Annotated in this window: 20 protein-coding genes; 15 read left to right on the top strand and 5 right to left on the bottom strand. The window is 66.0% G+C overall.

Annotated elements, in window-relative coordinates:
- Positions 1-1,055: 1,055 nt before the first annotated feature.
- Positions 1,056-1,280, bottom strand: coding sequence for a hypothetical protein (locus J3U95_RS10205; protein WP_208278480.1), 225 nt, complete (start codon positions 1,278-1,280; stop codon positions 1,056-1,058).
- A 401-nt stretch (positions 1,281-1,681) separates the two neighbouring features.
- On the opposite strand from J3U95_RS10205, the gene J3U95_RS10200 reads away from it, so the two are divergent.
- From J3U95_RS10200 to J3U95_RS10190, 3 genes are all read left to right on the top strand, one after another.
- Positions 1,682-3,112 (top strand): diguanylate cyclase domain-containing protein, encoded by a 1,431-nt coding sequence (locus tag J3U95_RS10200; protein WP_109344594.1) that lies wholly within the window; start codon positions 1,682-1,684, stop codon positions 3,110-3,112.
- A 621-nt stretch (positions 3,113-3,733) separates the two neighbouring features.
- Positions 3,734-4,489, top strand: coding sequence for a PEP-CTERM sorting domain-containing protein (locus J3U95_RS28310; protein ID WP_229519744.1), 756 nt, complete (start codon positions 3,734-3,736; stop codon positions 4,487-4,489).
- A 99-nt stretch (positions 4,490-4,588) separates the two neighbouring features.
- The gene (locus tag J3U95_RS10190) at positions 4,589-5,410 is read left to right on the top strand and encodes a sterol desaturase family protein (RefSeq protein ID WP_208278479.1); all 822 of its coding nucleotides are present in this window, start codon (positions 4,589-4,591) and stop codon (positions 5,408-5,410) included.
- A 3-nt stretch (positions 5,411-5,413) separates the two neighbouring features.
- Here J3U95_RS10190 and J3U95_RS10185 read toward each other — a convergent pair whose 3' ends face one another.
- A complete protein-coding gene (locus J3U95_RS10185) occupies positions 5,414-6,760 on the bottom strand; it encodes an MFS transporter (protein WP_208278478.1) in 1,347 nt (448 codons plus the stop codon).
- Between the two features lie 144 nt (positions 6,761-6,904).
- Here J3U95_RS10185 and J3U95_RS10180 point away from each other — a divergent pair, with 144 nt between their 5' ends.
- The 4 genes from J3U95_RS10180 (at position 6,905) to J3U95_RS10165 (ending at position 12,154) form a co-directional block, all read left to right on the top strand.
- Positions 6,905-8,167 carry a CaiB/BaiF CoA transferase family protein gene (locus J3U95_RS10180; RefSeq protein ID WP_208278477.1) on the top strand — a complete coding sequence of 421 codons (1,263 nt, stop codon included), beginning with the start codon at positions 6,905-6,907 and terminating at the stop codon, positions 8,165-8,167.
- A gap of 95 nt (positions 8,168-8,262) precedes the next feature.
- A complete protein-coding gene (locus J3U95_RS10175) occupies positions 8,263-9,828 on the top strand; it encodes a TerC family protein (protein ID WP_208278476.1) in 1,566 nt (521 codons plus the stop codon).
- 66 nt (positions 9,829-9,894) lie between these two features.
- Positions 9,895-11,211, top strand: a complete 1,317-nt coding sequence (locus J3U95_RS10170; RefSeq protein ID WP_208278475.1) for a VWA domain-containing protein — start codon at positions 9,895-9,897, stop codon at positions 11,209-11,211.
- 136 nt (positions 11,212-11,347) lie between these two features.
- Positions 11,348-12,154: a fatty acid desaturase gene (locus tag J3U95_RS10165; protein WP_208278474.1), complete on the top strand. Its 807-nt coding sequence runs from the start codon at positions 11,348-11,350 to the stop codon at positions 12,152-12,154.
- 2 nt (positions 12,155-12,156) lie between these two features.
- On the opposite strand, the gene J3U95_RS10160 is transcribed toward J3U95_RS10165, so the two are convergent.
- From J3U95_RS10160 to J3U95_RS10150, 3 genes are all read right to left on the bottom strand, one after another.
- Complete coding sequence (locus J3U95_RS10160; RefSeq protein ID WP_208278473.1) at positions 12,157-13,743, bottom strand: PepSY domain-containing protein; 1,587 nt, start codon at positions 13,741-13,743, stop codon at positions 12,157-12,159.
- A gap of 12 nt (positions 13,744-13,755) precedes the next feature.
- Positions 13,756-15,912 carry a TonB-dependent receptor gene (locus tag J3U95_RS10155; RefSeq protein WP_208278472.1) on the bottom strand — a complete coding sequence of 719 codons (2,157 nt, stop codon included), beginning with the start codon at positions 15,910-15,912 and terminating at the stop codon, positions 13,756-13,758.
- Between the two features lie 102 nt (positions 15,913-16,014).
- Positions 16,015-16,392 carry a DUF2946 domain-containing protein gene (locus tag J3U95_RS10150; RefSeq protein ID WP_229519743.1) on the bottom strand — a complete coding sequence of 126 codons (378 nt, stop codon included), beginning with the start codon at positions 16,390-16,392 and terminating at the stop codon, positions 16,015-16,017.
- A gap of 211 nt (positions 16,393-16,603) precedes the next feature.
- Between J3U95_RS10150 and J3U95_RS10145 the strand changes: the two genes are divergently transcribed.
- The 8 genes from J3U95_RS10145 to kdpC all read left to right on the top strand — a co-directional run bounded on the left by J3U95_RS10145 (position 16,604) and on the right by kdpC (position 25,886).
- Complete coding sequence (locus tag J3U95_RS10145) at positions 16,604-18,217, top strand: ABC-F family ATP-binding cassette domain-containing protein (RefSeq protein ID WP_208278470.1); 1,614 nt, start codon at positions 16,604-16,606, stop codon at positions 18,215-18,217.
- 51 nt (positions 18,218-18,268) lie between these two features.
- Entirely contained in the window at positions 18,269-19,291 is a 1,023-nt protein-coding gene (gene waaF, locus J3U95_RS10140) for a lipopolysaccharide heptosyltransferase II (protein WP_208278469.1), read from the top strand.
- A gap of 28 nt (positions 19,292-19,319) precedes the next feature.
- Positions 19,320-20,330 carry an ADP-glyceromanno-heptose 6-epimerase gene (gene rfaD / locus J3U95_RS10135; protein ID WP_208278504.1) on the top strand — a complete coding sequence of 337 codons (1,011 nt, stop codon included), beginning with the start codon at positions 19,320-19,322 and terminating at the stop codon, positions 20,328-20,330.
- Between the two features lie 133 nt (positions 20,331-20,463).
- Positions 20,464-21,234 (top strand): TorF family putative porin, encoded by a 771-nt coding sequence (locus J3U95_RS10130; RefSeq protein ID WP_208278468.1) that lies wholly within the window; start codon positions 20,464-20,466, stop codon positions 21,232-21,234.
- 101 nt (positions 21,235-21,335) lie between these two features.
- A complete protein-coding gene (gene kdpF / locus J3U95_RS10125) occupies positions 21,336-21,425 on the top strand; it encodes a K(+)-transporting ATPase subunit F (protein ID WP_208278467.1) in 90 nt (29 codons plus the stop codon).
- Complete coding sequence (gene kdpA, locus J3U95_RS10120) at positions 21,425-23,179, top strand: potassium-transporting ATPase subunit KdpA (protein ID WP_208278466.1); 1,755 nt, start codon at positions 21,425-21,427, stop codon at positions 23,177-23,179. The genes kdpF and kdpA overlap by 1 nt, the downstream gene beginning before the upstream one ends.
- Before the next feature lies 1 nt (position 23,180).
- Positions 23,181-25,292 (top strand): potassium-transporting ATPase subunit KdpB, encoded by a 2,112-nt coding sequence (gene kdpB / locus J3U95_RS10115; RefSeq protein WP_208278465.1) that lies wholly within the window; start codon positions 23,181-23,183, stop codon positions 25,290-25,292.
- Positions 25,293-25,301: 9 nt separating this feature from the next.
- The gene (kdpC, locus tag J3U95_RS10110) at positions 25,302-25,886 is read left to right on the top strand and encodes a potassium-transporting ATPase subunit KdpC (protein WP_208278464.1); all 585 of its coding nucleotides are present in this window, start codon (positions 25,302-25,304) and stop codon (positions 25,884-25,886) included.
- Positions 25,887-25,889 lie beyond the last annotated feature (3 nt).

The raw sequence follows: 25,889 nt of genomic DNA, 5'->3' as shown, positions 1-25,889 counted from the left end.
TGGTTGTGGACCTACAATCACGACCGGCCTAACATGGCGCTCGGCGGTATTACGCCAAAACAGAAATTGGCGCTCGCCGCTTAACCTCTACTTTTAGCGTGCTCTAAAAATGGGGGGATTACCGGTTGTAGGGAATCGGTTGGCGCCGTTAGCTGGTCTATTTTGCGCGACTTCTGCCCGAGACCCGATGTGTAAGACCCCGGCTGAGCTCCTCGCTTGGTCTAAGTCATTGTCGCTTACTTTTGGCCCATCGAGAAATTTTACTGCCGACGCTACAGCCACACCTATCGTTCAAGCGACAGTAAAACGAACGAAACCAAAATATATTCGTGTCATGGGCGTGAAGATTTTGGTGAGGTAAGATGCGGCAGGCGACTCACGACAGAGCTATTGTCTCCGACACAGCCAAGAGTGTCCAAATAGGACACTCTTGGCTGTGTCGGAGTCGCTGGGGGCCAAGCTTCCTCTGCCCTGTCGCTTTTGCCTTAAAGATAATGATTAAGCGGGCACTGCTTTAAAGAGTTGTGATGCGCTGTTGAGATGAACGCATAGACCTATTCAAAACTGAGAATCATTTCCACAAGTCGTTCAAGAGACGCAGAGCGATGACCACGCTCCCACAGCCAAGCAAGACGGTAGGTAATCCCCCTTTCTACGCCAGAAAACAAGTAGCTGATCAAAAAAAGGAAATCCTCCGGTTCCGGAGGATTTTTTTTGCCCTGTCTACTACAGATTTGGGTTGTACTAATTAAATCACTACCGCAGGTGTTTGACGACCTCCGGAAGGCGCCGGCAGACCCGGTCCGTCTTCGCGTGGTCGACCACCTGCAACTGCTCCGCCCAGGCCTTGTAGGCGTCGGGGAGGTTGGCGCCGAGGCGGAACGTTTTCTTGCAGTCCCCACTGCCTCCTGGCCGGGTGGAACCTGGTAGCAGGCTGACCGATACGCCAGTGACGCCCTGACACCGGAGCAGGCGTGGCCGCGATAAATTTGAATGACGGCCGCCGGCCGCGCACTGCCTGGCCCCAGTTAGCGGATTCGAACAGGTATGGCTGGCTACCGGGTATTGATCCAGTCCCATGCGCGCAGGTATGCCTCGCGCATGGCTACCACGATGCTCGAACATGCCGAGGCCTGGTCAGCGATCTCGACGAAGATCGGATCTGGTCCATCCCAACGCGAGGTCAGAGCGTGGATGGAAAAGAAACCAATATGTCCTTTAGTTTGCGCTAGCGCCGTATGCACCAGTATCTTGTAGTCGCTGGGTAAGTTGCCGTCCATGTGGCATGTTGGATTGTCAGTTGGAAATATAGCTTATCAGAAACACGACATCCTCGTTGCTCCACGCGTGCGCGCCTGTGCCGACCGCAACGTTCTGACGATGTCGAAAATTTAGCGGATATCTTTAAGTGAAAAGGCTTCATCAGGTGATGATCGAAGCGCTGACGTTCATGTCTTCGCCAGGACTGCGAAAAGAACGCCATCCGTGGTTGGCCTTTTGTTCTAGGTCGGCGAGGATGTTGCGCCCAAGGAATTGTTAACGACTGACTTTAAGAATTGTCAATTTGTATTTGAACAGCCTTGCGCATGTTAATGTAGAAAGCATAAGCCAACCTTTCCAAACATACTTCATCCTTGCGCTGCTCGACTGAGCCATATGAGCCGCAAGCGCCCACACAGACATGAGTCTATTCCCGAGAAAGTCGCGCCTCACGATCGGTGATAATTCATTTGCCGCCCCCCACTTGCCGTTCACTGCTGCGAACCAGTCGACGAAATTACTGCTCGTGGACGACGAGCCACGCATGCTCGCGTCGCTGCGCGAGTTGCTCAGCCAGCGCCATGTCGACATCGACACGGCAAGCTCCGGCGCCGGCGCACTGGCCTGCCTGTCCGACACCCGCTATGACCTGGTCTTGCTGGACCTCAGCCTGGAAGACATGGATGGCCACCATGTCATGGACTTCATCAATCACCATTGCATCGAAACCGACGTCATCGTCATCAGCGGGAACGTCCAGATCGAGGCCGCGATCGGCGCGATGCGACGCGGCGCGCATGACTTCTTGCGCAAGCCATTCAGCCAGCAGGATCTGTTCCAGACCATCGACCATGTCCTGACCCAGCGCCGGCTCAGGCAAGCCAACCGCGACATCGCCTACCAGCTCGAGCTGTCCGAGCGCACCTACCGCTACCTTGTCGATACCTCGCCGGATCTCATCTACATGGTCGAGCCCGAGGGGCGATTCACTTTCGTGAACGACCGGGCCTGCCAGATGCTGGGCTACGATCGCCGCGAACTGATCGGCCAGCATTATTCCGTGCTCGTGCACCAGGAAGACTTCGCCCGGGCGCGCTACGCATTCAACGAGCGAAGATCCGGCGACCGGGCATCGCGCGACGTTGAACTGCGCATGACCTGCCGGTCCAATCCGACCCGGTCGGAAGACCTCGACAAGGCATCGATCACCGTGTCGCTCAACGCGGTCGGCATGCACCTGGACCATGCGGACCGGGGCGGATCGAAATACATCGGCACGTATGGGATCGCCCGCGATATCACGGCGCGCAAGCAAGCCGAAGCCATCATCCTTCACCATGCCTACCACGACGTCCTGACCGATCTGCCGAACCGCCTGTTGTTCAGGGACCGCCTCGGACAGGCGATCATCCAGTCCAGGCGCAACCAGACCGAGCTGGCGGCAATGTTCATCGATCTCGATCGGTTCAAGCTGGTCAACGACACGCTGGGTCACGCCAAGGGAGATGCGTTGTTGCGGCAGGTGACAGCGCGCCTGAAAGGCTGCCTGCGCAAGGGCGACACGCTTGCGCGCCAGGGTGGAGACGAATTCACCGTGGTCCTTCCCGAACTGCACGCCCGTGACGACGCGCGCGTGGTCGCCGACAAATTCCTGGAATGCCTGAATCTGCCATTCGACCTCGGTGGGAACGAGGTGACGATCTCGGCCTCGATCGGGATCGCGGTATTTCCCCACGACGGCGACACGATCGATGAATTGATGCGCCGCGCGGATGTCGCCATGTACCACATCAAGGGGCAGGGAAAGAACGGCCATGCGTTTTATGACGGTACGATGGAGCAGGGCGCCTGATCAGCACTCGTCCGGGAACCATGCAACCAGGTCGGTGTCGGGATGCGGGCCGACGCGCCTGGCCGCAGCGCGCACCGTACGGGAATCGAGCACGGTGTGCAGATAATCGAACCACTAGCTTTTGTGATCCTCTCACCGGAGCGCCGATGAGGGCGATCGAGCGATAGAGCCCGGCTGGCGGATGGCCGGCGGTGACTTGTTGTTTTTTTGCAGCCATACAATGCGTCCAGAGAGGTGTGCAATTCGTCTCCATTCACGGCGTTGCATGCGCTCCTGCCAGGCGGATGTCACCTTTTCCCATGCTGGGAGACCCCGATGATCGCGTCAGGCGCCTGTATTGCCAAGCTTTTCTGGCAGAACATTATCGACTAACAATCCATTGCCAAAGAGAAATTGTAAAAACATTACCTTAAGGCAAATATCATTGCGAATTCAATATTGAATATCATCAATCGTGAATCTGATAAAATATTTTCAGTGCAATAATTATTGATAATTATCAATTTTGGCAGCGCCCAGCATATCGGCCCCGCGGGCTTCCGTGTTCCCCGCCAGCCACCGTCCGGCCCAGAAAACGCCGGCGCTTACTCACCGTCACCTATCATTTTCCGGAGTCCGCGCATGCGCATCAAACCCTTCCTGCTGACCCTGTTGGCCGCCTCGGCGCTGAGCACCAATGTCGCCCATGCGAACCTCATCAAGAACGGCAATTTCGAAGAGACTACCAACGGCGGCAACAAGCAGCTGGCCGGTGGCACGTCCACGACGCGCGCCGATCGTACTACCTTGACGCACTGGGAAAGCGGCTATGGCAAGGATGGCCGCTACAACTTCGTCCTGAATGGCGATATCGCCAACACCGACAAGTCCGCGATCTGGTTGAAAGACAAGTACCGCACGACTGGCCTGAGCAATGGCTACTCTGCCTCCCCAACCGGCGGCAATTTCTTCGCCTCGGACTGGATGTATTTCCCTGGCCCGCTCAAGCAACAGGTCAACGGCCTGACGATCGGCGACAGCTATACGCTGACCTTCGATTTCGCGCTGGCCCAGCAGGTCATCGAAAGGGGCCCGAACAACAACAATTACTGGGAAGTCGATTTCGGCGGCGCCAAGCAGAATTCCGAATTGCTGAGCATCGTGGACAGCGGCTTCAGCGGCTGGAAGACCGCCACCATGACCTTCACGGCAACCAGCGCCAGCCAATGGCTGAGCTTCCTGGTCCACGGCAGCGGCGCCGGCGCGCCGCCGTTCATGCTGCTGGATAACGTCGCCCTGAATGCCGAAGTGCCGGAGCCGGCAACCCTGAGCATGCTGCTGGGTGGCCTCGGCCTGATCGGCTTCACGGCCCGCCGCCGCCGCAAGGGCCAGGCCTAATCCTCTGTCCCAACGGCTGCAGCTCTCTGCAGCCGGACGCCGCCGGCCCGGCGGCAAGCTCCGCATAGCGACACCGCTTCCACCATCGCCGCATCCGCCATGAACGTCACCTTCGCCGAATTCGCCATGACCGCACTGCGGCTGGGCATCTGGCTCGTGCTGCTGACGGCGCTGTTCGTCCCGCTCGAGCGCTGGTTCGGCGTGCGCCACGAGCAGCCGAATCCCGAGCTGCGCCACAACCTGACCTATTACTTCATCAGCAGCCTGGTGCCGGTCGTGGTGCTCACCGTGCCGATGGCGCTGTTGGCCTCCGCCGCCCATTACCTGGTGCCGGCCGCGCTCAAGACGGCTGTCGCCGAGCTGCCGCAGGCGCTGCGCATCGGCTTGGCGTTCGTGATCGCCGAAACGGGCTTTTATTGGGGCCATCGACTCAGCCACGAGATTCCCTGGCTGTGGCGCTTCCACGCGCTGCATCACAGCACCGAGCGCATGCACTTCCTGGCCAATACCCGCAGCCACCCGGTCGACATGGTCATCACCCGCCTGTTCGGCCTGGTGCCCCTGTACGTGATCGGCCTGGCCAGCCCCGGCATGGCCGGCAGCGGCACGCCGGCGTTGCTGATCGCGCTCGGCATCGTGTGGGGTTTTTTCATCCACGCCAACCTGCGCTGGCGCTTCGGGCCGCTCGAATGGCTTGTGACGACGCCGGCCTTCCACCACTGGCACCACAGCCGCCACGACCACATCAACCGCAACTACGCGTCGACCCTGCCGTTCCTGGACCGGCTATTCGGCAGCCACTACTTGCCGAAGCACTGGCCGGCCGAAGTCGGGACCGACACGCCATGCCCGCCCACGCTGGGTGGCCAGCTGCTCGAGCCGATGCTGCCGGCGCGCAAGGCGGCGCGGGTCGCCGATTGACGTCTACGTCGGCCGCCTGGCCGCGCGTTCCACGGCCAGCTTGACCAGCAGCGCCAGGGTGGCCGCCACCCCGGCCACTGCCACGACGCCGAAGATGCCCTCGATCCCGAAGCGCAGCCGCGCCAGCTCCGCCACCAGGAAGGAGCCGGCGATCCCGCCCAGCCGTCCGATGCCCATCATCCAGGCCACGCCGGTGGCGCGGCCGCGGGTGGGGTAGAAGGCCGCCGCCAGCGCCGGCAGCGAAGCCTGCGCGGTGTTCATCGCCAGTCCGGCCCCGAGCACCACCGCCATCAGCAGCGCCAGGTCGTGCGCGCTCTGGCCGATGGCGAAGATGGTGGCCGCCGTCAGCGCGAAGCAGGTCGCGATCACGGCGTTGGCGTCGTAGCGGTCCATCAGCCAGCCGGCCAGCACCGCGCCCACGCCGCCCAGCGGGAACAGGGCCGAGACCAGGGTCGCGTCCTGCGCCGACAGGCCGGCGTCGCGCAGCAGCAGCGGCATCCAGTTGATCAGTGCGTAGAAGATCACCAGTCCCATGAAATAGGTCAGCCACAGCATCAGGGTGCCGACCAGGTAGGGCCGCGACAGGATCACCTTCACGCCGCCGCCGGCTTCAGTGTTGGGCGCGGCCTCGCGCGTCACGAAGGCGCGGGCATCGTCGGCGCCTGGCGAGATGTGGCGCAGGATGGCGCGGATGCGTTCGTGGCCGGCGCCGCGCGCGACCAGGAAGCGCACCGATTCCGGCAGCAGCAGGATGATCAACAGGCCCGCCAGCAGCGGCGCCAGGCCGCCCAGCAGCAGCACGCTGCGCCAGCCCCACAGCGGGATCATCCAGGCCGCGAGAAAGCCGCCCAGGGCGGCGCCGAGCGGGAAGCCGCAGAACATCGCATTGGTGAGCAGGGCGCGCTTGCGGTCGGGGCAGAACTCGCTCATCAGGGTTACCGCGTTCGGCATCGCCGCGCCCAGTCCCAGCCCGGTGACGAAGCGCAGGATGGCCAGCTCGGTCAGGCCGGTGGCGAAGGCCGACCAGGCGCAGGCGGCGCCGAACAGCAGCACCGACAGCGCCAGCACCAGCTTGCGGCCGACCCGGTCCGACAGCGGGCCGGCCGCCATGGCGCCGGCGGCCAGGCCGAACAGCGCGGCGCTGAGCACCGGCGCCAGGGCGGGGCGCGTCACGCCCCAGTCCTGCACCAGCGATGGGGCGATGAAGCCGATCGCCGCGGTGTCGAAGCCGTCCAGCAGCACGATCAGGAAGCACAGGCCGAAGATCAGCCATTGGTAAGAAGAGAAGCGGTGTTCGTTCAGGAAGTCCTGGACGTTGACGGCGCCGTCGGCGCGGTCCTGCTGCTGCATGGTGGTTCTCCGTTATTGTTATCGCCGCATTGCATGTGGGCTGGCCGGACTCTACACCGAATCGGTCGCCATGGCGATGACTCTCCGACGTGCGCTAGACTGTCCGCATTCCACCTGCTGCATTTGCCGTGAAAGGGCGCCGCCATGCAACACCACCCGGATAATCCCGACAAGCCGCCAGGCCCGCTCGCGGGCGTGACCGTCCTCGATCTGACCACGATGCTGGCCGGTCCCTACGCGACCCTGCTGCTGGCGGGGCTGGGCGCGCGGGTCATCAAGATCGAAAACCCGAACAGTCCCGATCCGGCGCGCGGCAACTCGCTGTTCCTGGGCCGCGACGGCGTCAAGGCCGCGCCAGGGCACGACGACGACCTGTCGCTCGCCATCCTCGACCGCGGCCGCAACAAGGAAGCCGTCACCCTCGACCTGAAGCATCCCGATGCGCGCGCCATCTTCATGGACCTGGTGCGCCGCGCCGACGTGGTCGTCGAGAACTTCAGCCCTGGCGTGACCGAGCGCCTGGGCATCGATTACGCGAGCTGCCGCGCAGCGGACCCGAAGATCGTCTACACCTCGATCAGCGGCTTCGGCCCGGATGCCGATCCGCGGCTGGGCAAGGCGGTGGACATCGTCATCCAGGCGATGAGCGGCCTGATGATGGCGTCCGGCGCCGAAGGCGAAGCGCCGGTGCGGGTCGGCATCCCCATCGGCGACCAGGCCGCGCCGCTGTTCGCCACCATCGGCACGCTGGCCGCCGTCCTGCAGGCGCGGGCGACGGGGCAGGGCCAGCGGGTCGACGTCTCGCTGCTGGGGACCATGAGCGCGCTGGTGGCGGCCGAGACTTTCGAGATGGAGCGCAAGCTGGGGCATGCCACCCGCTCCGGGAATGTGCTGGCGCGCCTGGCGCCATCGGGCGTGTTCCCGACGGCCGACGGCCATATCGCGATCAGCGCGCCGAAGGATGCCTTCGCCGCCGGCCTGTTTCGCGCCATGGGCCGTCCGGAACTGATCCAGGACGCGCGCTTTTGCAGCCGCGCGGCGCGGGTGAGTAACCACGCCGTCCTGCACGAGATGGTGGGCGCGTGGACCCGCACCCTGGACACCGGGGCCGCCGGCGCGTTGCTGGCCAGTTGCGGCGTGCCCAACGGCCCGGTGCGCGATCCGGCCGAGGCGATGCGCGATCCTGGCCTGCTGGCGCGCGGCGAGACCGCCAGGCTCGAACACCCGGTATATGGGGCGGTGGACGACGTCGTGGCCGGCGGCCTGCCGATCCGCATGTCGGATGCGTTCACCGGCTTCAACAGGCCGGCAGTCGCGCTCGGCGCCAGCAATGGCGACGTTTATGGCGGCCTGCTCGGCTACGACCACGAGAAACTGGCGTGGCTCGCGCGCGAGGGGGTGATTTGAAGCCAGCGGCATGGCGATGCTGCTGCGCTGCCAGTTCTCCCCCGATGCCGGCACGATCGCGTACAATGCCCCTTCCTTAACTACAAAACTCTCCAATGGAATGGCTACTTGACCCGAATATATGGGTCGGCTTGCTCACCCTCGTCGTGCTCGAGATCGTCCTGGGCATCGACAACCTGATCTTCATCGCCATCCTGGCGGACAAACTTCCCCCGCACCAGCGCGACAAGGCACGACTGCTCGGCCTGTCCCTCGCCATGATCATGCGCCTTGGCCTCCTCACGATGATCTCGTGGCTGGTCACGCTCACCGCACCCCTGTTCTCCATCGGCACCCTGTCGTTCTCGGGGCGCGACCTGATCCTGCTGGTCGGCGGTATCTTCCTGCTTGCCAAGGCGACCATCGAACTGCACGAACGCGTCGAAGGCAAATCGCACGTCCAGAGCGGCAAGCGCGAGTACGCGAGCTTCGCCGCCGTGGTGGCGCAGATCATCGTGCTCGACGCCGTGTTCTCGCTCGACGCCGTGATCACCGCGGTCGGCATGGTCGAACAACTGGGCGTCATGATGGCCGCCGTGATCATCTCGATGGGCGTCATGCTGTTCGCATCGAAGCCGCTGACGCGCTTCGTCAATGCCCATCCGACCGTCGTCGTGCTGTGCCTGTCCTTCCTGCTGATGATCGGCCTCTCCCTGATCGCCGAAGGCCTGGGCTTCCACATTCCGAAGGGCTACCTGTACGCCGCGATCGGCTTCTCGGTGGTGATCGAGTTCTTCAACCAGCTGGCGCGCCGCAACTTCATCAAGCAAGAGGCGCACATCCCGCTGCGCGACCGCACCGCCGACGCCGTGCTGCGCCTGCTGGGCAGCAAGCGCGGCGCCGACCACCACGACGAGCCGGAAGCCGAGGCGCAAGCGGCCGAGGAACCGGCGTTCGAGGCCGAGGAGCGCAATATGGTCAGCGGCGTGTTGAGCCTGTCGCAGCGCTCGGTGCGCTCGATCATGACCAACCGCTCCGAGATCTCGTGGATCAATATCGAGGATGACGCCGAGACCATCCGCGCCCAGCTGCTGGCCACGCCGCACGGCTTCTTCCCGGTGTGCCGCGGCCAGCTCGACGAAGTGATCGGCGTGGCGCGCGCCAAGGACCTGATCGCCGACCTGACCCAGTCGGGCGCGATCGACCAGGCCCATATCCGCGCGCCTATCATCATGCCCGACGCCAGCGGCGTGCTGAAGGTGATGGACCGCCTCAAGCGCTCGCATGGCCAGCTGGTGATCATCGCCGACGAATACGGCACCCTGCAGGGCCTGGTGACACCGATCGACATCCTGGAAGCGATCGCCGGCGAGTTCCCCGACGAGGACGAGCAGCCGGTGGTGCAAGAGCTCGGCCCGGGCCGCTGGCGCGTCGACGGCACCGCCGACCTGCACTACCTGGAGCAGGTGCTCGAGGTGGACGCCCTGGTGGGCGACACCGACGACTACACCTCGCTGGCGGGCCTGATGCTGGAACGCTTCGGCACCCTGCCGAAGGTGGGCGACGCGGTCGAGATCGAAGGCTTCCGGTTCGAGGTGGCGCAGGTGCTGGAGCGCCGCATCGCGACCGTGATCGTGAACCGGGTCGACGATGGGTACGATCAGCCGCTGGACAAGGGCTGAGCGAACGGTAATATCGAAGGGTGGACGGATTTTCCGTCCACCCGTTCAACTTGACTGGAGGCCGACATGAAGCAGCTGGAACGCGGCGAGCGCCTGTCCCTGGCGCAATCGGTTCCCGACGGCGTCCTGCAGGCCGGCCTGTCGGCGCAGGGCCTGGCGCTGGACTTTGCCTGCTTCGCGCTCGACGCCGGCGGCAAGCTGGCCGACGAGCGCTACATGACCTTCTTCAACCAGCCGGCGACGCCTTGTGGCGCCGTTACCGTTGACGCCGGAGGCTTCCGCTTCCGGCTCGCCAGCCTGCCGTCATGGATCGAACGGCTCAGCATCGTGGCCAGCACCGACGGCGGCGCGCTCATGTCGCAACTGCAGGCGGGTAGCCTGCGCCTCGTCGGCCCGCAGGGCGAATTCGCGCGCTTCGACTTCGGCGGCCGCGATTTCGCCGGCGAGAAGGCGGTCATGCTGGGCGAGCTGTATCGCAAGGATGGCGGCTGGCGCTTCATGGCCGTCGGCCAGGGCTTCAACGGCGGGCTGGACGCGCTGGTGCGGCATTTCGGCGGCGCGGTCGCGGATGCGCCACCGTCGCCAACGCCGCCACCGGCTACGCCGCGCGCCGCCTCGGTCGACCTGGAAAAGCGCGTCGCGCAATCCGCGCCGCAGCTGGTCAACCTGGTCAAGTCGGCGACGGTGTCGCTCGAAAAGGCCGGCCTGGCGCAGCACCGGGCCAAGGTCTGCCTAGTGCTGGACATCTCGGGATCGATGAGCACCCTGTACCGCAAGGGCCTGGTGCAGCAGTTCGCCGAGCGCATCCTGGCGCTGGGCTGCCGCTTCGACGACGACGGCGAGATCGACGTCTTCCTGTTCGGCCGCAACGTGCACCGCGGCGCCCCGATGGGCCTCTCGAACTGGTCGAACTACATCGAGCGCATCATCGACAAGCATCCGCTCGAGGGCGATACCCGCTACGGCGCCGCCCTCGAGGCGGTGCGCCGGCATTACTTCCCGGACGGCGGGGGCGGCGAGCGCAAGGCTCCGGTCAAGGCCGAGGTGCCGGTGTACGTGATGTTCGTGACCGATGGCTCGACCTCGGACAAGCCGCTGACCGAGCGCCAGCTGCGCTGGGCCAGCCGCGAACCGATCTTCTGGCAGTTCATGGGCATCGGCAAGGGCCGCAAGTCGAAAGCCAGGGCCCTGGCCAACTTCGCCGACTCGGACTTTCCCTTCCTGGAAAAGCTGGACGAACTCGATGGCCGCCTGATCGACAACGCCGACTTCTTCTCGGTGGCCTCGCCCGACGAGCATTCGGACGGCGCGCTGTACGACCTCCTGATGAACGAATACCCGCAATGGGTAAAAGAGGCGCGCCAGCGCGGACTGATTGCTTGATGGTGTAGGCGAAGAAGGGTAAATACGGGGATAAATACCGCTCTTCTCATCGATTTGAACCCATCCGGCACCCGTTATTCTCTCTGCAATATCAGGACGTTCAAGACCTGATCAACATAACAACAGGGAGAGTGCCGTGTTCGAAGGATTCATCCAGCTCAGCCCCATGGGCGTCGCGCTGACCATGGCGGGGTCGTACATCATGACCGTCTTCGCCAGCGAGCTGTATCTGCACCGCTCGCGCAGCCACCGCGCCGTGACCTTCCATCCGGTCCTGTGCCAGCTGTTTCGCATGTGGATCTGGCTGACCACCTACGGCGTCACCGCCAAGACCTGGGTCGCGGTGCACCGCAAGCACCACGCCAAGTGCGACACCGAGGAAGATCCGCACAGCCCGCGCATCCACGGCCTGTGGACCATCCTGGGCAAGGGCACCCTCCTGTACCGCAAGGCGGCGCGCGACGCCGAGCTGGTGAAAGCCTATGGCATCGGCATCAAGGAAGACTGGATGGACGAGCACCTGTATACCAGGCACCGCTTCCGTGGCGCGCTGTTCTTCCTGGCGGTGGAATTGCTGGTGTTCGGCCCGGCGCACGGTGTCCTGATCTGGCTGTTCCAGCTGTCGATCCTGCCGTTCTGGGCCTCGGGCTTCATCAACGGCATCTTCCACGTGGTCGGCTACCGCAATTTCGAGACCAAGGAAGATTCGCGCAACTTCTTCCCGATCGGGATCGTCTTCGGCGGCGCCGAGCTGCACAACAACCATCACGCCAATCCAGCTTCGGCCAAATTGTCGATGAAATGGTGGGAATTCGACTCGGGCTACCTGGTGCTGCGCGTGCTGGCCTTCCTGCGCCTGGCGAAGATCAACCACGTCGACCGCCTGCCGACCGGCGACTCACCGCGCATGCGGCGCCACGCGGCGGGCGCCGCCGGCCAGTAAGCCTAGCCGGCCGGCTCCCCGCGAGGCGCGCCCACGATCGCTGCGGGGCGCGCCTCGCGCAGTTTTCGTCCCAGCCGGCGCCAGCCGATCACCACCCCCGTCACGCTGAGCAGGGTCCCGCCCAGGCTCAGCGCGATCAGCACCAGGTCCCACAGCGGACGCCGCTCGAGCAGCGGCAGCCAATCCCAGGAATGCAGCATCGCGAACAGCCAGCGGCTGGTGCGCTTGCCGCTGTCCAGGCGGCCGAGCACCGCGCCGGTGTGCGGGTCGAGGTGGACCCAGGTGGCATGCGGATCGTCGAACACGATGCGCAGGACCGGCAGCGGTTTCGCGCCACCGCCCGTCATCGTGTGCGCATCGCGCGCATAGTAATAGAGGTCGTAGTCGCGCAACTGCTCGACCCGCGCCACCGGCGCCGGCAGCAGGCGGGACGCGGCTTCAACCAGCGCCGCCGCATCGAGGATGGCCGCGCGCCCGTCACGGCTGCCCATCACCAGGGGCGCGCCGCCGGCGGCCTGGGCCAGCACCCGGTTCTCTCCCAGCGCCCGCGTCCAGCGCAGCTCGCGCACATTGCCGTTCGACGCCGCCAGCAGCGCTTGCGGCGCGGCGTCGGCGTCGGCCAGCACCAGCGGTCCGCCCTGCAGCGCCTCCATGCGCAGCGGCGGCGCGCCGGTGTCGAAGATGCGCCACGGGTTCATCGACATCAGGCCGCTGAAGATCCAGGTGATCGTCACCAGCGCGAACAGCAGGCCGGTGACGTGGTGCCAGCGCATCATGGCTTGAGGATAGGGCGTGCGCGCGCCGCTGCGGTAGGGCTTGCGGAAGCGCCAGCGCATGATGCCGACCACGGTGCCGGCGAGCGCCATCGCGATGCCCAGGATGGACAGCCAGTTGACGATGTCGGTCCAGTAAGGCTCGAAGGCATTGCCGCGGAAGGGATACAGCCAGTGGATCCAGGCGCCCGCATAGTTCCACAGCCGCTCGCTGCGGGTCGCGTCGCGCACCACTTCGCCGCTGCGGCTCGAGATGTAGAGCAGGGTGCGTTCGGCGTCGCCCAGCTCCACCTTGTGCAGCGGACGATGCGGATCGAGCGCGCGCGAATGGGTAAACGCATCCTCGTCGACCGTGCCGAGGTAATCGCATTTCACGCCCGGGGTTGCCATCGAAGCCGCGAAGGCGGCGGCGCTGGCCATGGCGTGCGCCTCGTCCACCGCCCCCAGGCGCTGTCCGCTCACCGCATCGATCACGACCGCGCCGCTGCCCCTGGGCAAGCTCTTGTGGCCAGCCGGCGCGCCGCCACGCGCCGGCGTCGCGACATACACCGGCCGCCCGCCGCTGGACGCGGCCAGGCGCAGCTCGTCCAGCGGGCCTGCGATGCCGGCCGCCGCCAGCGCCCGGGCCGGAGCCAGCAGGCGCGCGTCCGCTTGCAGGCGCGGCAGGTGCGCCAGGCGCTCTTCCTCGGTCAGCTTGGGATAGCCGACGTACATCATGACGATGCCCGAGACGAACCACATCGCGAACAGCAGGCAGATGCCGATGCCCAGCCAGCGATGGACCAGGAACAGCCAGCGTTTCAATCGCGCTCCCATCGTGCCCTCCCGTCAGAAGGCCATGCGCAGCGACACATCGGCCGTGCGCGGCGCCCCGAGATAGGCCATCGTGCCGGTGACGTTGGCCGCATACAGCCGGTCGGCCAGGTTGCGCACGCGCGCTTCCAGCGCCAGCCTGCGGTCGATGCGCCAGCTCAGGCCCAGGTCGACGAAGGTATAGGACGGCCAGTACAGGGTGTTGGCGGCATCGGCATACACCTTGCCGACCCGGCGCGCGCCGAGGTGGGCCTGCACGGAAGGGGTGACGGCATACGAGACCCAGACATTGGCCACCGTCTTCGGCGTATTGGTCGGCGTTTTTCCAGCCAGCGAGACGCCGCCCTGGTTGTAGTGCTCGTACTCGGCATCGGCATAGGTGAAGTTGCCCTGCACGGCCAGGCGTTTCGTCGGTTGCAGGCCCAGCGCCAGCTCGACGCCCTGCGACGATTGCTCGCCGACCAGGATCGTCAGGTTGCTGTTGACCGGGTCCTGGGTCGCGATGTTCTTGCGCGTGATGTGGTAGGCGGCCAGGGTCGCCGAGCCTTTGCCTTGCCAGAAATCGAGCTTGGCGCCTACCTCCGCCTGGCGGCCGGTGGTCAGTTCGCTGTTGTTCTTCACGTCGGCGAACGAGGCGGTCGACAGCACCCCCGACGGTGGGTCGGCGGCCGTCGCATACTGGGCGTACAGATTCATGCCGGGCGTGACGTCCCACACCAGGCCCAGGCGTCCGGTGGTCGGGTGGTAGTCGCGCGAGAAGCTGGCCGGCGTGGTGAGGGTGACGTCACGCCGGTTGACCAGATCCAGTTCGATGCGCTCGTGGCGCAGGGCGGTGACCAGGTTCAGGGAGGGCAGCAGCTCGGTGCGGTTCTCGAGGTACAGCGCCGTGGTCTTGACCTCGTTGTCGCGGTCGGGACGATAGACCGGCGTCATGCCCGGCACGTCGAAGAAGCGCTCGGTGGCGAAATCGTAGGGATCGACCGTGCTGACCGTGGCCGGCTGGCTGTTCGGAAAGCGGGTCTGGCGGTTGATGCTGAAGTCCAAGCCGAACGCCCAGTCGCTGCGCCGTTCGCCGATGCGGCCGCGGTAGACGCCGTCGATGCGGTCGCCGACCAGGGTCTGGTCGTGGCGCTGGAGCAGGGCGGCCGAGCGGATGACCTGCGTGTTCGATGGATTGAAGCGGTAGTTCTCGACGTTGCGGTAGTCGCGCAGCGCGTCGTAGACATAGAAGGTATTGGTCAGCTGCAGCGCGTCGCTGACCTTCCAGGCGCCGATCGAGCGCAGCCACTGCACGCGCTGGTCGTAGACGCCATCGATGCTGTTGTAATTCTTGAAGCGAGTGGCCTCGTTCACGCGCAGTTCGCCTTTGATCGGATTCAGCAGCGGCGTGCCCCAATAAGGCCGGTCGACGTCTTCCTGCTGGAATTCATAGGCCAGCGTATGCGTGAAGCCGCGCCCGAAATCGGAACGCAGCGACGCCGCCAGCTGGGTCGCGCGGCGGTCGACGCCGTCGACCCAGCTGCCGCCGTCGCGGTGGTTGATGTCGATGCGCGCGTAATGACCTTCGCCCACCTGGCGGTTCAGGCCGACCGAGGCTTCCTTCAGTTCGTCGGAACCCAGGCGCAGCCGGCCTTCGGCGAACTCGCGCGTCTCGGCCAGCTTGGTGAGATAGTTGATCGAGCCGCCGACGGCGCCGGAGCCGAACAGGAAGCTCGATGGCCCGCCAATGGCCTCGACGCGGTCGACGATCCAGCTGTCGACCGGCCGCGCGGCGATGGAGTACTGCACATTGATGCCATTGAACAGCTGGCTGACCGAGCCGCTGCCGAAGCCGCGGTAGCTGACGCCGATATTGCCGGGGGCGTCGTGGGCGGTGACGCCGGGGATGGCGCGCAGGATTTCCTGCGTGTCCTGGGCGCCGCGCACCTCGATCAGGGCGCGGTCGACCACGGTGACGCTGGCGGGCGTCTCGCGCGGGCTCAGGCCCAGGCGGCTGCCGGTGTCGCTTGGGGTGTCGAGCTTGAGCAGGCCGTTGGCGCGCGGCGCCTCGGCGGTGACTTCGACGGTGGGAATGGGTTGGAACTGGTTATCGGCCTGGGCCTGGGCCTGCCAGGCGGCCAGGGCGCAGCCGATGGCGAGCGCCAGCCTGCGGACGGGTAAGAGTGTCTTCATTGCGAATCCTGTTCGCGCAAGGCCGCAGCTTCGCGGCGTCGCGCATGGTCTGCCTGCGGCGCATTCGAATGCGTCGCAGGACATCGTCGTATCAAGGGCGAATCAGGAAAGCGAAGACGGCGGTCCGCGCGACTGCGTGGGCGTCCAGGCGTGCTGCGGGCGCGGCGCGCGGTAGAACAGAGGAGGGTAGGGATCGCGTTCGCGGTCGAGGGCCAGCACGGGGACGCTCTGCAGCGGCGGGGCCAGCTGCGGGAGCTGGTGCGAGCAGCACAGCTCGCAGTGCGACATGTCCGGCACCGCCGGAGTGCCCGTCTGCGCGGTGTCGTCGATCACCATCATGTGGCGGGTGCCGCTGGCGCTGCAGATCTCGGTGATCCAGGCCGCTGCCGGTTGCTGGGTTGCCTGGGCCACGGCATGCGAGATCGCAGGCACGAACAGGCCGAACAGGAACGCCAGGAGGACGGTCCAGCCATACAGCATTCGGGTTGTTCGGAGCCTGTGCATGTGAAAATTATAGTCCTGCTGACGCGGCGGCGCGCACGGGTGGTCAATTTGTCCTGCCTGGAAGATCCTGCTACCATTGACCTTCATTTCCTCAGGGAGCGCGCACGTGTAATACCTCATCGATGCCATTTTTCCGGTCTTCCCAGCATGGCTGCGGAAGCGTTCAGGCATCCCTGGAGTCCTACATATGACGCATCCCATTCTAGCGCTCGACGGCGTTTCCCTGTATCTGCCCGACGGCAGAGCCCTGTTTTCAAACCTCCATCACCAGTTCGACCAGCGACGCACCGGCCTGGTGGGACGCAATGGCGTGGGCAAGTCGATGCTGGCGCGCCTGCTGGCCGGCGAGCTGGCGCCCACCACCGGCCAGTGCCTGCGCAGCGGGCGCGTGTCCTATCTGTCGCAACAGGCGGGAAGCGGCGGGGCGGATTCGGTGGCTGGTCTGGCCGGCATCGGGGCGATCACCGCCGCCCTGGCGCGCATCGAGGCCGGCAGCGTCGATCCACGCGATTTCGATGCGGTGGGCGAGCACTGGGACATCGCCGCCCGCCTGCGCCAGGCCTGCCAGGTGCATGGCCTGCCGCAGGTCGACCTCGACACGCCGGTGGATTCTCTCAGCGGCGGCGAGGCGATGCGGGTGGCGCTGATCGGCGCCACCCTGTTCGATCCGGACTTCCTGATCCTCGACGAGCCGAGCAACCACCTCGATGCCGCCAGCCGCCAGGCATTGCTGCGCCAGCTGCAGGCCTGGCCGAAAGGCCTGCTGGTGATCAGCCACGACCGCGAACTGTTGAATGCCATGGAGCGCATCGTCGAGCTCTCCGGCGACGGCCTGCGCAGCTATGGTGGAAATTACGCGTTCTACGAGGAAGCGCGTCGCCAGGAGCAGGAGGCGGCGCAGGGCGCGCTCGATCACGCGCGCGGGGAACTCAGGCGCATTGATGCGGCGCGGCGCGCGCAGCGCGAACGCCAGGACCGGCGCCAGGCGCGCGGCAACCGCGATGCGAAAGAAGCCAACCAGGCCGCCATCCTGCTCGGCCGTGGCAAGGACCGTAGCGAAGGCAGCGCCGGGCGCTTGCGCCAGCAGCACGATACCGCGCGCGCCGGACAGATCGAGCGCATGCGCGAAGCCGCGCAGCGGGTCGTGGGCGATGCCGCCGTGCGTATCCACGCTGCCGGCGTCGAAGGCGCGGCTCAGCGCCGCGTTGCGCAGCTCGAGGCGGTCGTCCTGCCCTGGGTCGCGCCGCCTTTGGCCCGCGTCGATCTGATCCTGACGGGCCGCCAGCGGGTGGGCCTGGTCGGCCCGAACGGCAGCGGCAAATCGACCCTGCTCAAGGTGCTGGCGGGACGGCTTGATCCGGTCGCGGGCGAACGCAGCCTGCCGGCGCAGGTCGCCTGGCTGGACCAGCAATTGGGCAGCCTCGATCCGCAGCGTTCGACGCTGGACCAGCTGCTGGACGTGAACCGCAGCGCCGGGCAGGACATGCTGCGCACCTGGCTGGTCCAGCTTGGCCTGGACGCGCGCGCGATCGCCCAGCCGGCCGGTCTGCTGAGTGGTGGCGAGCGCTTGAAGGCGGCCCTGGCCTGCGCGCTGTATGCCGACACGCCGCCGGCGCTGCTGTTGCTGGATGAGCCGAGCAACCACCTCGACCTGGCGTCGCTGGCGGCGCTGGAGGCGATGCTGGGCGGCTACCGCGGCGCGCTGGTGGTGGTGTCGCACGACAGCGTGTTCCTGGAGCGCATCGGGCTGACCCACCACCTGGCGGCGCTCGACACCGGCTGGCGACTGCAGGAATGCTGAATCGGCCGCGATTGCTATAATCGTGGGCTGGCCCACCACCTGAAGAACACCATGTTGCGCACCCTTGTGATTTCCCCGAACTGGATCGGCGACGCCGTGATGGCCCAGCCGCTGCTGCGCCGGCTCAAGGAGCTCGTGCCGGGGCGGCCGATCGACGTGCTGGCCCCGACCTGGGTGGCGCCGGTGTGGCGCGCGATGGCGGAAGTCGACACCGTGATCGAGTCGCCGTTCAAGCACGGTGCGCTGCAGTGGAAAGAGCGCAAGGCCTTCGCGAAGATGCTCAGGGCGCGCGGCTATGCCGATTCCTATGTGCTGCCGAACACCCTGAAGTTCGCGCTCATCCCCTGGCTGGCCGGGATCCCGAAACGGGTCGGCTACAAGGGCGAGATGCGCTATGGCCTGGTCAACGTGATGCACCACGACGACAAGGCGGCGCCGCGCCCGATGGCCCAGTTCTACCAGGCGCTGGCCGACGCCCCGGTGCGTCACCTGCCGCGGCCGGAGCGCTTGCCGGAGCCGGTCATGACGGTCGCCGCGGGCGAAGCCGAGGCCGCGATCGCACGCCTCCAGTTGCCGGCGGGCGTCTTCGTCGCCTTTGCGCCGGGCGCCGAATTCGGTCCGGCCAAGCGCTGGCCATCGACCTATTTCGCCGAGCTGGCCCGGACCATCCTGGCCAATCGCCCGGATGCGCAGATCCTGCTGCTCGGCTCTCCCAAGGACCGCGCGGTGTGCGACGAGATCACGGCCATCGTGCCGCAGGCGCACAACCTGGCCGGCTCGACGTCGCTGAGCGAGGCGATCGCGCTGATCTCGCGCGCCGCCGCCGTGGTCACCAACGATTCGGGCCTGATGCACATCGGCGCCGCCCTGGGGCGGCCGGTGGTGGCGATCTATGGCCCCACCGACCCGCGCCACACGCCGCCGCTGTCGCAACTGGCGCAGATCCTGTGGCTGCACATCGAATGCTCGCCCTGCCAGCAGCGCGAATGCCCGCTGGGTCACCAGAACTGCATGAAGCAGATTCTGCCGGCGGACGTGTGGCAGCCCTTGCAACCCATGCTTGCCGGCGCCTGAGGGCGCGGGCCAATTTGAAGAGGACTTAATTATGATTCTGGTTACCGGCGCAGCAGGCTTCATCGGCGCGAACCTCGTGCACGCGCTGTCGCAGCGCGAGCCGTTCAGCGTCTTCGCCGTCGACAATATGTCGCGTCCCGAGAAGTTCCACAACATCGTCGACGCCGAGATCGCCGACTATGCCGATAAAGAAGACTTTCTGGTGCGCCTGAAGGCGGGCGAATTCGACAACAAGTTCACCGCCGTGCTGCACCAGGGCGCCTGCTCCAACACGATGGAGACCGACGGCCGCTACATGATGAAGAACAACTACGACTACACGGTCGCCCTGTTCGAATTCTGCCAGCGCCAGGGCATCCCCTTCATCTACGCCTCGTCGGCCGCCGTCTACGGCGCCGGCACCGTGTTCCGCGAAGAACGCCCGCTCGAACGTCCGCTCAACGTCTACGGCTACTCGAAATTCCTGTTCGACCAGTACCTGCGCCGCTATTGGCAGGCCAAGGGCCAGGACGCCGGCAGCCAGGTGGTCGGCCTGCGCTACTTCAACGTCTACGGTCCGCTCGAAGGGCACAAGGGCACGATGGCCTCGGTGCCGTTCCACCAGTACCACCAGTTCCTCAAGGACGGCAAGGTCAGGCTGTTCGGCGCCAACGAGGGCTACGAGGCCGGCGCTCAGATGCGCGATTTCATCTACGTGGAAGACGTGGTCAAGGTCAACCTGTTCTTCCTCGATAACCCGGACAAGCGCGGCATCTTCAACCTCGGCACCGGCCGCGCCCAGCCGTTCAACGACCTGGCGGTGGCCACCGTCAACGCGCTGGCCAATGAAGGCAAGCCGGCGCTGTCGCTGCAGCAGATTATCGACGGCGGCCTGCTGGAATATCTGCCGTTCCCCGACAAGCTGAAGGGCAAGTACCAGAGCTTCACCCAGGCCGACATCTCGGCGCTGCGCGCGGCCGGCTACGACGAACCGTTCACCGACGTGGCGAGCGGCGTGGCGAAGTATATGGACTGGCTGCGCGCCCAGCCGGCGCGCTGATTTTTACAGCGCGTTTACACCCTCCGCCGGCCTTTATACCCGGTTTTTACGCCTGAATCGCTAACCTGCTCGTGTTCCATGCGCCGTCCCCGCGACGCCGCATGGCTTCAACCACAACCACGAGCAGGAACACATGAAAGCATCGATTCACGCGCTGGCCGCCACCCTGGCGTTCGCCGGCGCCGCCCACGCCCAGGTCACCGAAGCCCCCGAGGCCGCACCGGCGCCGGCGGCATCTTCTTCCATCGCCTGGAACGTCGCCGTCACCTCCGACTACCGCTACCGCGCCATCTCGCAGACCCGCCTGCGTCCCGCGCTGCAGGGCGGCGTCGACTACGTCCACGCCGACGGTTGGTACGCCGGCGCCTGGGCCTCGACCATCAAGTGGGTCGAGGACGCCGGCGGCGACGGCGAGGTCGAGATCGACCTCTATGGCGGCAAGCGCGGCGAATTGACGCCCGGCCTGTCGTACGACGTCGGCGTGCTGCGCTATTTTTACCCTGACAACGGCATGGGGCAGCTCCCGGGCTGGGTCAATGCCCATACCACCGAGCTCTATGCGCAACTGGGCTATGGGCCGGCCTACGTCAAATACTCGCATGCCACCACCAACCTGTTCGGCTTCGTCGACAGCGAAAACAGCGGCTACCTCGACGTCGGCGCCAACCTCGACGTCGGCAATGGCTTCACCCTGCAGTTGCACGCCGGCCGCCAGGAGGTGAAGAACAACCCCGCATCCGACTACACCGACTGGAAGATCGGCGTGAGCCGCTCGTTCGACCTGGCCACGGTGAGCCTGGCCTACCTCGGCACCAATGCCGACAAGTCGGCCTACACCTCGCCGGTCAACGGCAAGTTCACCGGCCGCGACGCCCTGCAACTGACCGTCAGCCGCACCTTCTGAGTGAGAACGCCCATGGACCTCATCTACCTCGGCGCGCTCCTGATCTTCGTCCGCCTGACCTGCCTGCTGGTGGCCGGTTGCGCACAAGCGGGAGGCAAGCCATGAATCTTTCCTACCTGATCGGCGGCCTGGCCGCTGCCGCGTTATTGGTCTACCTGCTGGTGGCCCTGTTCAAGCCGGAGGACTTGTGATGACGACCGAATTCATCGCGCTCCTCGCCGCCTTCCTGCTGGTGCTGTTCCTGCTCGCCTGGCCGCTCGGCCGCTTCATCGCACGCGTCGCCGCCGAGGGCAGGGTGCCCGGCCTGGGCTGGGCCGCCGGCATCGAGCGCGCGCTGTACCGCCTGGCCGGTCCCGCTGCCACGGCCGCCCAGGGTTGGAAGGCCTACGCGCTGGCGCTGATCGCCTTCAATACCGTCGGCGCGCTGTTCGTCTACGGGCTGCAGCGCGTGCAGGCCTGGCTGCCGCTCAACCCCGAAGGCATGGCCAACGTCAGCCCGGACTCGAGCTTCAACACCGCGATCAGCTTCGTCGCCAACACCAACTGGCAGGGCTATAGCGGCGAGCAGACCATGAGCATCCTGACCCAGATGGTGGGCCTGGCCGGCCAGAACTTCTTCTCGGCCGCCACCGGCATGGCCGTCGTGTTCGCGCTGGTCCGCGGCTTCGCCGCACGCTCCAGCAGCGCGATCGGCAACTTCTGGGTCGACCTGACCCGCTCGACCCTGTACGTGCTGCTGCCGCTGTCGGTGATCCTGGCCGTGTTCCTGGCCGGGCAGGGCGTGGTGCAGAACCTGTCCGCCCATGTCGATGCACGCCTGCTCGAGCCGGTGACCTATACGGTCGAGACGAACGAGGCGCGTGCCGAGACCCAGGCGATCCCGATGGGCCCCGTCGCTTCGCAGGAAGCGATCAAGATGCTGGGCACGAACGGCGGCGGCTACTTCAACGCCAACTCCGCGCACCCGTTCGAGAACCCGAATGCGCTGACCAACTTCGCGCAGATGATCGCGATCCTCCTGATCCCGGCTGCCCTGTGCTTTACCTTCGGCCGCATGGTGGGCGACATCCGCCAGGGCTGGACCGTGCTGGGGACGATGACGCTGCTGTTCGTCATTGCCGCCATTGCCGCCGTCGCCGCCGAGCAGCAGGCCAATCCGCTATTGACACCGCTGGGTGTCGACCAGGTGGCCAGCAGCCTGCAGGCGGGCGGCAATATGGAAGGCAAGGAGACCCGCTTCGGCATCGCCGCCTCGAGCCTGTTCGCGGTGGTGACCACGGCCGCATCGTGCGGCGCGGTCAACGCCATGCACGATTCCTTCATGCCTCTGGGCGGCATGGTGCCGATGGTGCTGATGCAGTTCGGCGAGGTGATCTTCGGTGGCGTCGGCTCCGGCCTGTACGGCATGCTGGTGTTCGCGGTCCTGGCGGTGTTCATCGCCGGCCTGATGATCGGCCGCACGCCGGAATACCTGGGCAAGAAAATCCAGGCCTACGAGATGAAGATGGCCGCGCTGGTCATCCTGGTCACGCCCTGCCTGGTCTTGCTGGGCACCGCGCTGGCGGTGACCTCGGCAACGGGCACGGTCGGCGTGGCCAACCCGGGCGCGCACGGCTTCTCGGAGATCCTGTATGCGCTGACGTCCGCCGCCAACAACAATGGCAGCGCCTTCGCCGGCCTTTCCGCCAACACGCCTTTCTATAACACCTTGCTGGGCGTGGCGATGTGGTTCGGACGCTTCGCGGTGATCGTGCCGGTGCTGGCGATTGCCGGCTCGCTGGCCGCACGCCAGCGCCTGCCCGCCACCCCCGGCACCCTGCCTACCCACGGCCCCATGTTCGTCGGCATGCTCGCCGTTGTCGTCGTGCTGGTCGGTGTTCTCAACTACGTCCCGGCCCTGGCGCTGGGCCCGGTGGTCGAGCACCTTCAGCTGTTCGGAGAATGATATGGAAAATTCGATTTCCCAAAATCCCACCCAGGCGCCACGTGGCTCCCTGAGCCTGTTCGATTCCACGCTGGTCTGGCCGGCGATGATCGATTCGGTGCGCAAGCTCCATCCACGCACCCAGCTGCGCAGCCCGGTGATGTTCGTGGTCTACATCGGCAGCATCATCACGACCCTGCTGTGGTTCCAGGCGCTGGCCGGGCAGGGCGAAGCGCCCGCCGGCTTCATCCTGGCCACCGCCGTCTGGCTGTGGTTCACGGTGCTGTTCGCGAACTTCGCCGAAGCGCTGGCCGAAGGACGCAGCAAGGCGCAAGCGGCCTCGCTGCGCAGCCTGCGCCAGACCGTGACGGCCAAGAAGCTGGCCAACCCGAAGCATGGCGCGCCGTGGCACGCCTGCAAATCGGATGAGCTGCGCAAGGGGATGTTCTTCCTGGTAGAGGCGGGCGACGTGATTCCCGTGGACGGCGAAGTGGTCGATGGCGTGGCCTCGGTCGACGAGAGCGCCATCACCGGCGAATCGGCGCCCGTGATCCGCGAATCCGGCGGCGACTTCTGCGCCGTCACCGGCGGCACCCGCGTGCTGTCCGACTGGCTGGTGGTGCGCGTGTCGGCCAACCCGGGCGAGACTTTCCTCGACCGCATGATCGGCATGGTCGAAGGCGCGGCGCGCAAGAAGACGCCGAACGAGATCGCCCTGACGATCCTGCTGGTGGCCCTGACGATCGTGTTTTTGGTGGTGACCGTGACCCTGCTGCCGTTCTCGATCTTCGCGGTAGGCGCCCAGGGCAGCGGCCAGGCGGTGACCATCACCGCGCTGGTGGCGCTGCTGGTGTGCCTGATCCCGACCACCATCGGCGGCCTGCTGTCGGCCATCGGCGTGGCCGGCATGAGCCGAATGATGCAGGCCAATGTGATCGCGACCTCGGGCCGCGCGGTGGAAGCGGCCGGCGACGTCGACGTGCTCCTGCTCGACAAGACCGGCACCATCACCTTCGGCAACCGCCAGGCCGCCGCCTTCCTGCCGGCGCCGGGCGTGACCGAGGAAGAACTGGCCGACGTGGCGCAACTGGCCTCGCTGGCGGACGAGACGCCGGAAGGCCGCAGCATCGTGGTGCTGGCCAAGAACCGTTTCAATATCCGCGAGCGGGCGATGGAGGCCATGGGCGCGGTGTTCGTGCCGTTCACGGCGCAGACCCGCATGAGCGGCGTCGACCTGGGAGATGTTGGCAACCCGCGCCATATCCGCAAGGGCGCTGCTTCGGCCATTCGCCGGCACGTCGAGTCGATGGGCGCCGCCTGGCCCGGCGACGTCGAGCGTAGCGTCGACGAGGCCTCGCGCCGCGGCAGCACGCCGCTGGTGGTGGCCGACGGCGCGCGCGTGATGGGCGTGGTCGAGCTGAAGGACGTGGTCAAGGGCGGCATCCGCGAGCGCTTCGCCGAGCTGCGTCGCATGGGCGTCAAGACCGTGATGGTCACCGGCGACAACAAGCTGACGGCGGCGGCGATCGCGGCCGAGGCGGGTGTCGACGACTTCATCGCCGAAGCCACGCCGGAAGAAAAACTGGCCCTGATCCGCCGCTACCAGGCGGAAGGAAAACTGGTGGCGATGACGGGCGACGGCACCAACGACGCGCCGGCGCTGGCCCAGGCCGACGTCGCGGTGGCGATGAACTCGGGCACCCAGGCGGCGAAGGAGGCCGGCAATATGGTCGACCTGGATTCGAACCCGACCAAGCTGCTCGAGATCGTCGAGATCGGCAAGCAGATGCTGATGACGCGCGGCGCACTGACCACCTTCTCGATCTCGAACGACATCGCCAAGTATTTCGCGATCGTGCCGGCCATGTTCGTGGCCACCTATCCGAGCCTGGACGCGCTCAATGTCATGGGGCTGGCCAGCCCAGCGTCCGCGATCATGTCGGCCGTAATCTTCAATGCCCTGATCATCGTGTTCCTGATTCCGCTGGCGCTGCGCGGCGTGCGCTACCGCGCGATCGGCGCGGCCGCGCTGCTGCGCCGGAACATGTTGGTGTATGGCCTGGGCGGCCTGCTGCTGCCGTTCGCCGGCATCAAGCTGATCGACCTGGCGCTCGCCGCCTTCAACCTGACGTAAGGAGTTGTCATGCAATCGATTCTTCGCCCCGCGCTGGTGCTGTTCGCGGCGCTCACCCTGGCCTGCGGCGTGTTGTACCCGCTCTTGGTCACCGGCGTGGCCCAGGCCGCGTTTCCGGCCCAGGCCAATGGCAGCCTGGTCGAGAAGGACGGCCAGGTGGTCGGCTCGCGCCTGATCGGCCAGTCGTTCAGCGCCCCCGGCTACTTCTGGGGCCGTCCTTCGGCCACCGCGCCGATGGCCAATAACGGCGGCGGCTCGGGCGGCTCGAACCAGGGGCCGCTCAATCCGGCCCTGCACCAAGCTGTCAAGGGCCGCATCGCGGCGCTGCGCGCGCTCGATCCGGGCAACACGGCGCCGGTGCCGGTCGACCTGGTCACCAGTTCGGCCAGCGGCCTCGATCCCGAGATCAGCGTGGCTGCCGCGCGCTACCAGGCGGCGCGGGTGGCGCGTGCGCGCCAGTTGCCGGCGGAGCGGGTCGGCGCCCTGGTCGACGATCACACCGAGCGGCCTTTCCTGGGCCTGTTCGGCGAGGCGCGCGTGAACGTCCTGGCCCTGAACATGGCTTTGGACGCCGAAAGCGGGCATACTCGCTGAACC

Origin of the sequence: Massilia oculi (genome assembly GCF_017582745.1) — a bacterium.
In the GTDB taxonomy this organism is placed as follows: Bacteria; Pseudomonadota; Gammaproteobacteria; order Burkholderiales; family Burkholderiaceae_D; genus Telluria; species Telluria oculi_A.
This window is presented reverse-complemented; position numbering and strand designations above follow the sequence as displayed.

What these genes read in the sequence shown, in the direction of transcription:
- J3U95_RS10205 (WP_208278480.1), bottom strand. Translation starts at nt 1,280, where the DNA reads ATGGACGGCAACTTACCCAGCGACTACAAGATACTGGTGCATACGGCG.
- J3U95_RS10200 (WP_109344594.1), top strand. Translation starts at nt 1,682, where the DNA reads ATGAGTCTATTCCCGAGAAAGTCGCGCCTCACGATCGGTGATAATTCA.
- J3U95_RS28310 (WP_229519744.1), top strand. Translation starts at nt 3,734, where the DNA reads ATGCGCATCAAACCCTTCCTGCTGACCCTGTTGGCCGCCTCGGCGCTG.
- J3U95_RS10190 (WP_208278479.1), top strand. Translation starts at nt 4,589, where the DNA reads ATGAACGTCACCTTCGCCGAATTCGCCATGACCGCACTGCGGCTGGGC.
- J3U95_RS10185 (WP_208278478.1), bottom strand. Translation starts at nt 6,760, where the DNA reads ATGCAGCAGCAGGACCGCGCCGACGGCGCCGTCAACGTCCAGGACTTC.
- J3U95_RS10180 (WP_208278477.1), top strand. Translation starts at nt 6,905, where the DNA reads ATGCAACACCACCCGGATAATCCCGACAAGCCGCCAGGCCCGCTCGCG.
- J3U95_RS10175 (WP_208278476.1), top strand. Translation starts at nt 8,263, where the DNA reads ATGGAATGGCTACTTGACCCGAATATATGGGTCGGCTTGCTCACCCTC.
- J3U95_RS10170 (WP_208278475.1), top strand. Translation starts at nt 9,895, where the DNA reads ATGAAGCAGCTGGAACGCGGCGAGCGCCTGTCCCTGGCGCAATCGGTT.
- J3U95_RS10160 (WP_208278473.1), bottom strand. Translation starts at nt 13,743, where the DNA reads ATGGGAGCGCGATTGAAACGCTGGCTGTTCCTGGTCCATCGCTGGCTG.
- J3U95_RS10155 (WP_208278472.1), bottom strand. Translation starts at nt 15,912, where the DNA reads ATGAAGACACTCTTACCCGTCCGCAGGCTGGCGCTCGCCATCGGCTGC.
- J3U95_RS10150 (WP_229519743.1), bottom strand. Translation starts at nt 16,392, where the DNA reads ATGCTGTATGGCTGGACCGTCCTCCTGGCGTTCCTGTTCGGCCTGTTC.
- J3U95_RS10145 (WP_208278470.1), top strand. Translation starts at nt 16,604, where the DNA reads ATGACGCATCCCATTCTAGCGCTCGACGGCGTTTCCCTGTATCTGCCC.
- waaF (WP_208278469.1), top strand. Translation starts at nt 18,269, where the DNA reads ATGTTGCGCACCCTTGTGATTTCCCCGAACTGGATCGGCGACGCCGTG.
- J3U95_RS10130 (WP_208278468.1), top strand. Translation starts at nt 20,464, where the DNA reads ATGAAAGCATCGATTCACGCGCTGGCCGCCACCCTGGCGTTCGCCGGC.
- kdpF (WP_208278467.1), top strand. Translation starts at nt 21,336, where the DNA reads ATGAATCTTTCCTACCTGATCGGCGGCCTGGCCGCTGCCGCGTTATTG.
- kdpA (WP_208278466.1), top strand. Translation starts at nt 21,425, where the DNA reads ATGACGACCGAATTCATCGCGCTCCTCGCCGCCTTCCTGCTGGTGCTG.
- kdpB (WP_208278465.1), top strand. Translation starts at nt 23,181, where the DNA reads ATGGAAAATTCGATTTCCCAAAATCCCACCCAGGCGCCACGTGGCTCC.
- kdpC (WP_208278464.1), top strand. Translation starts at nt 25,302, where the DNA reads ATGCAATCGATTCTTCGCCCCGCGCTGGTGCTGTTCGCGGCGCTCACC.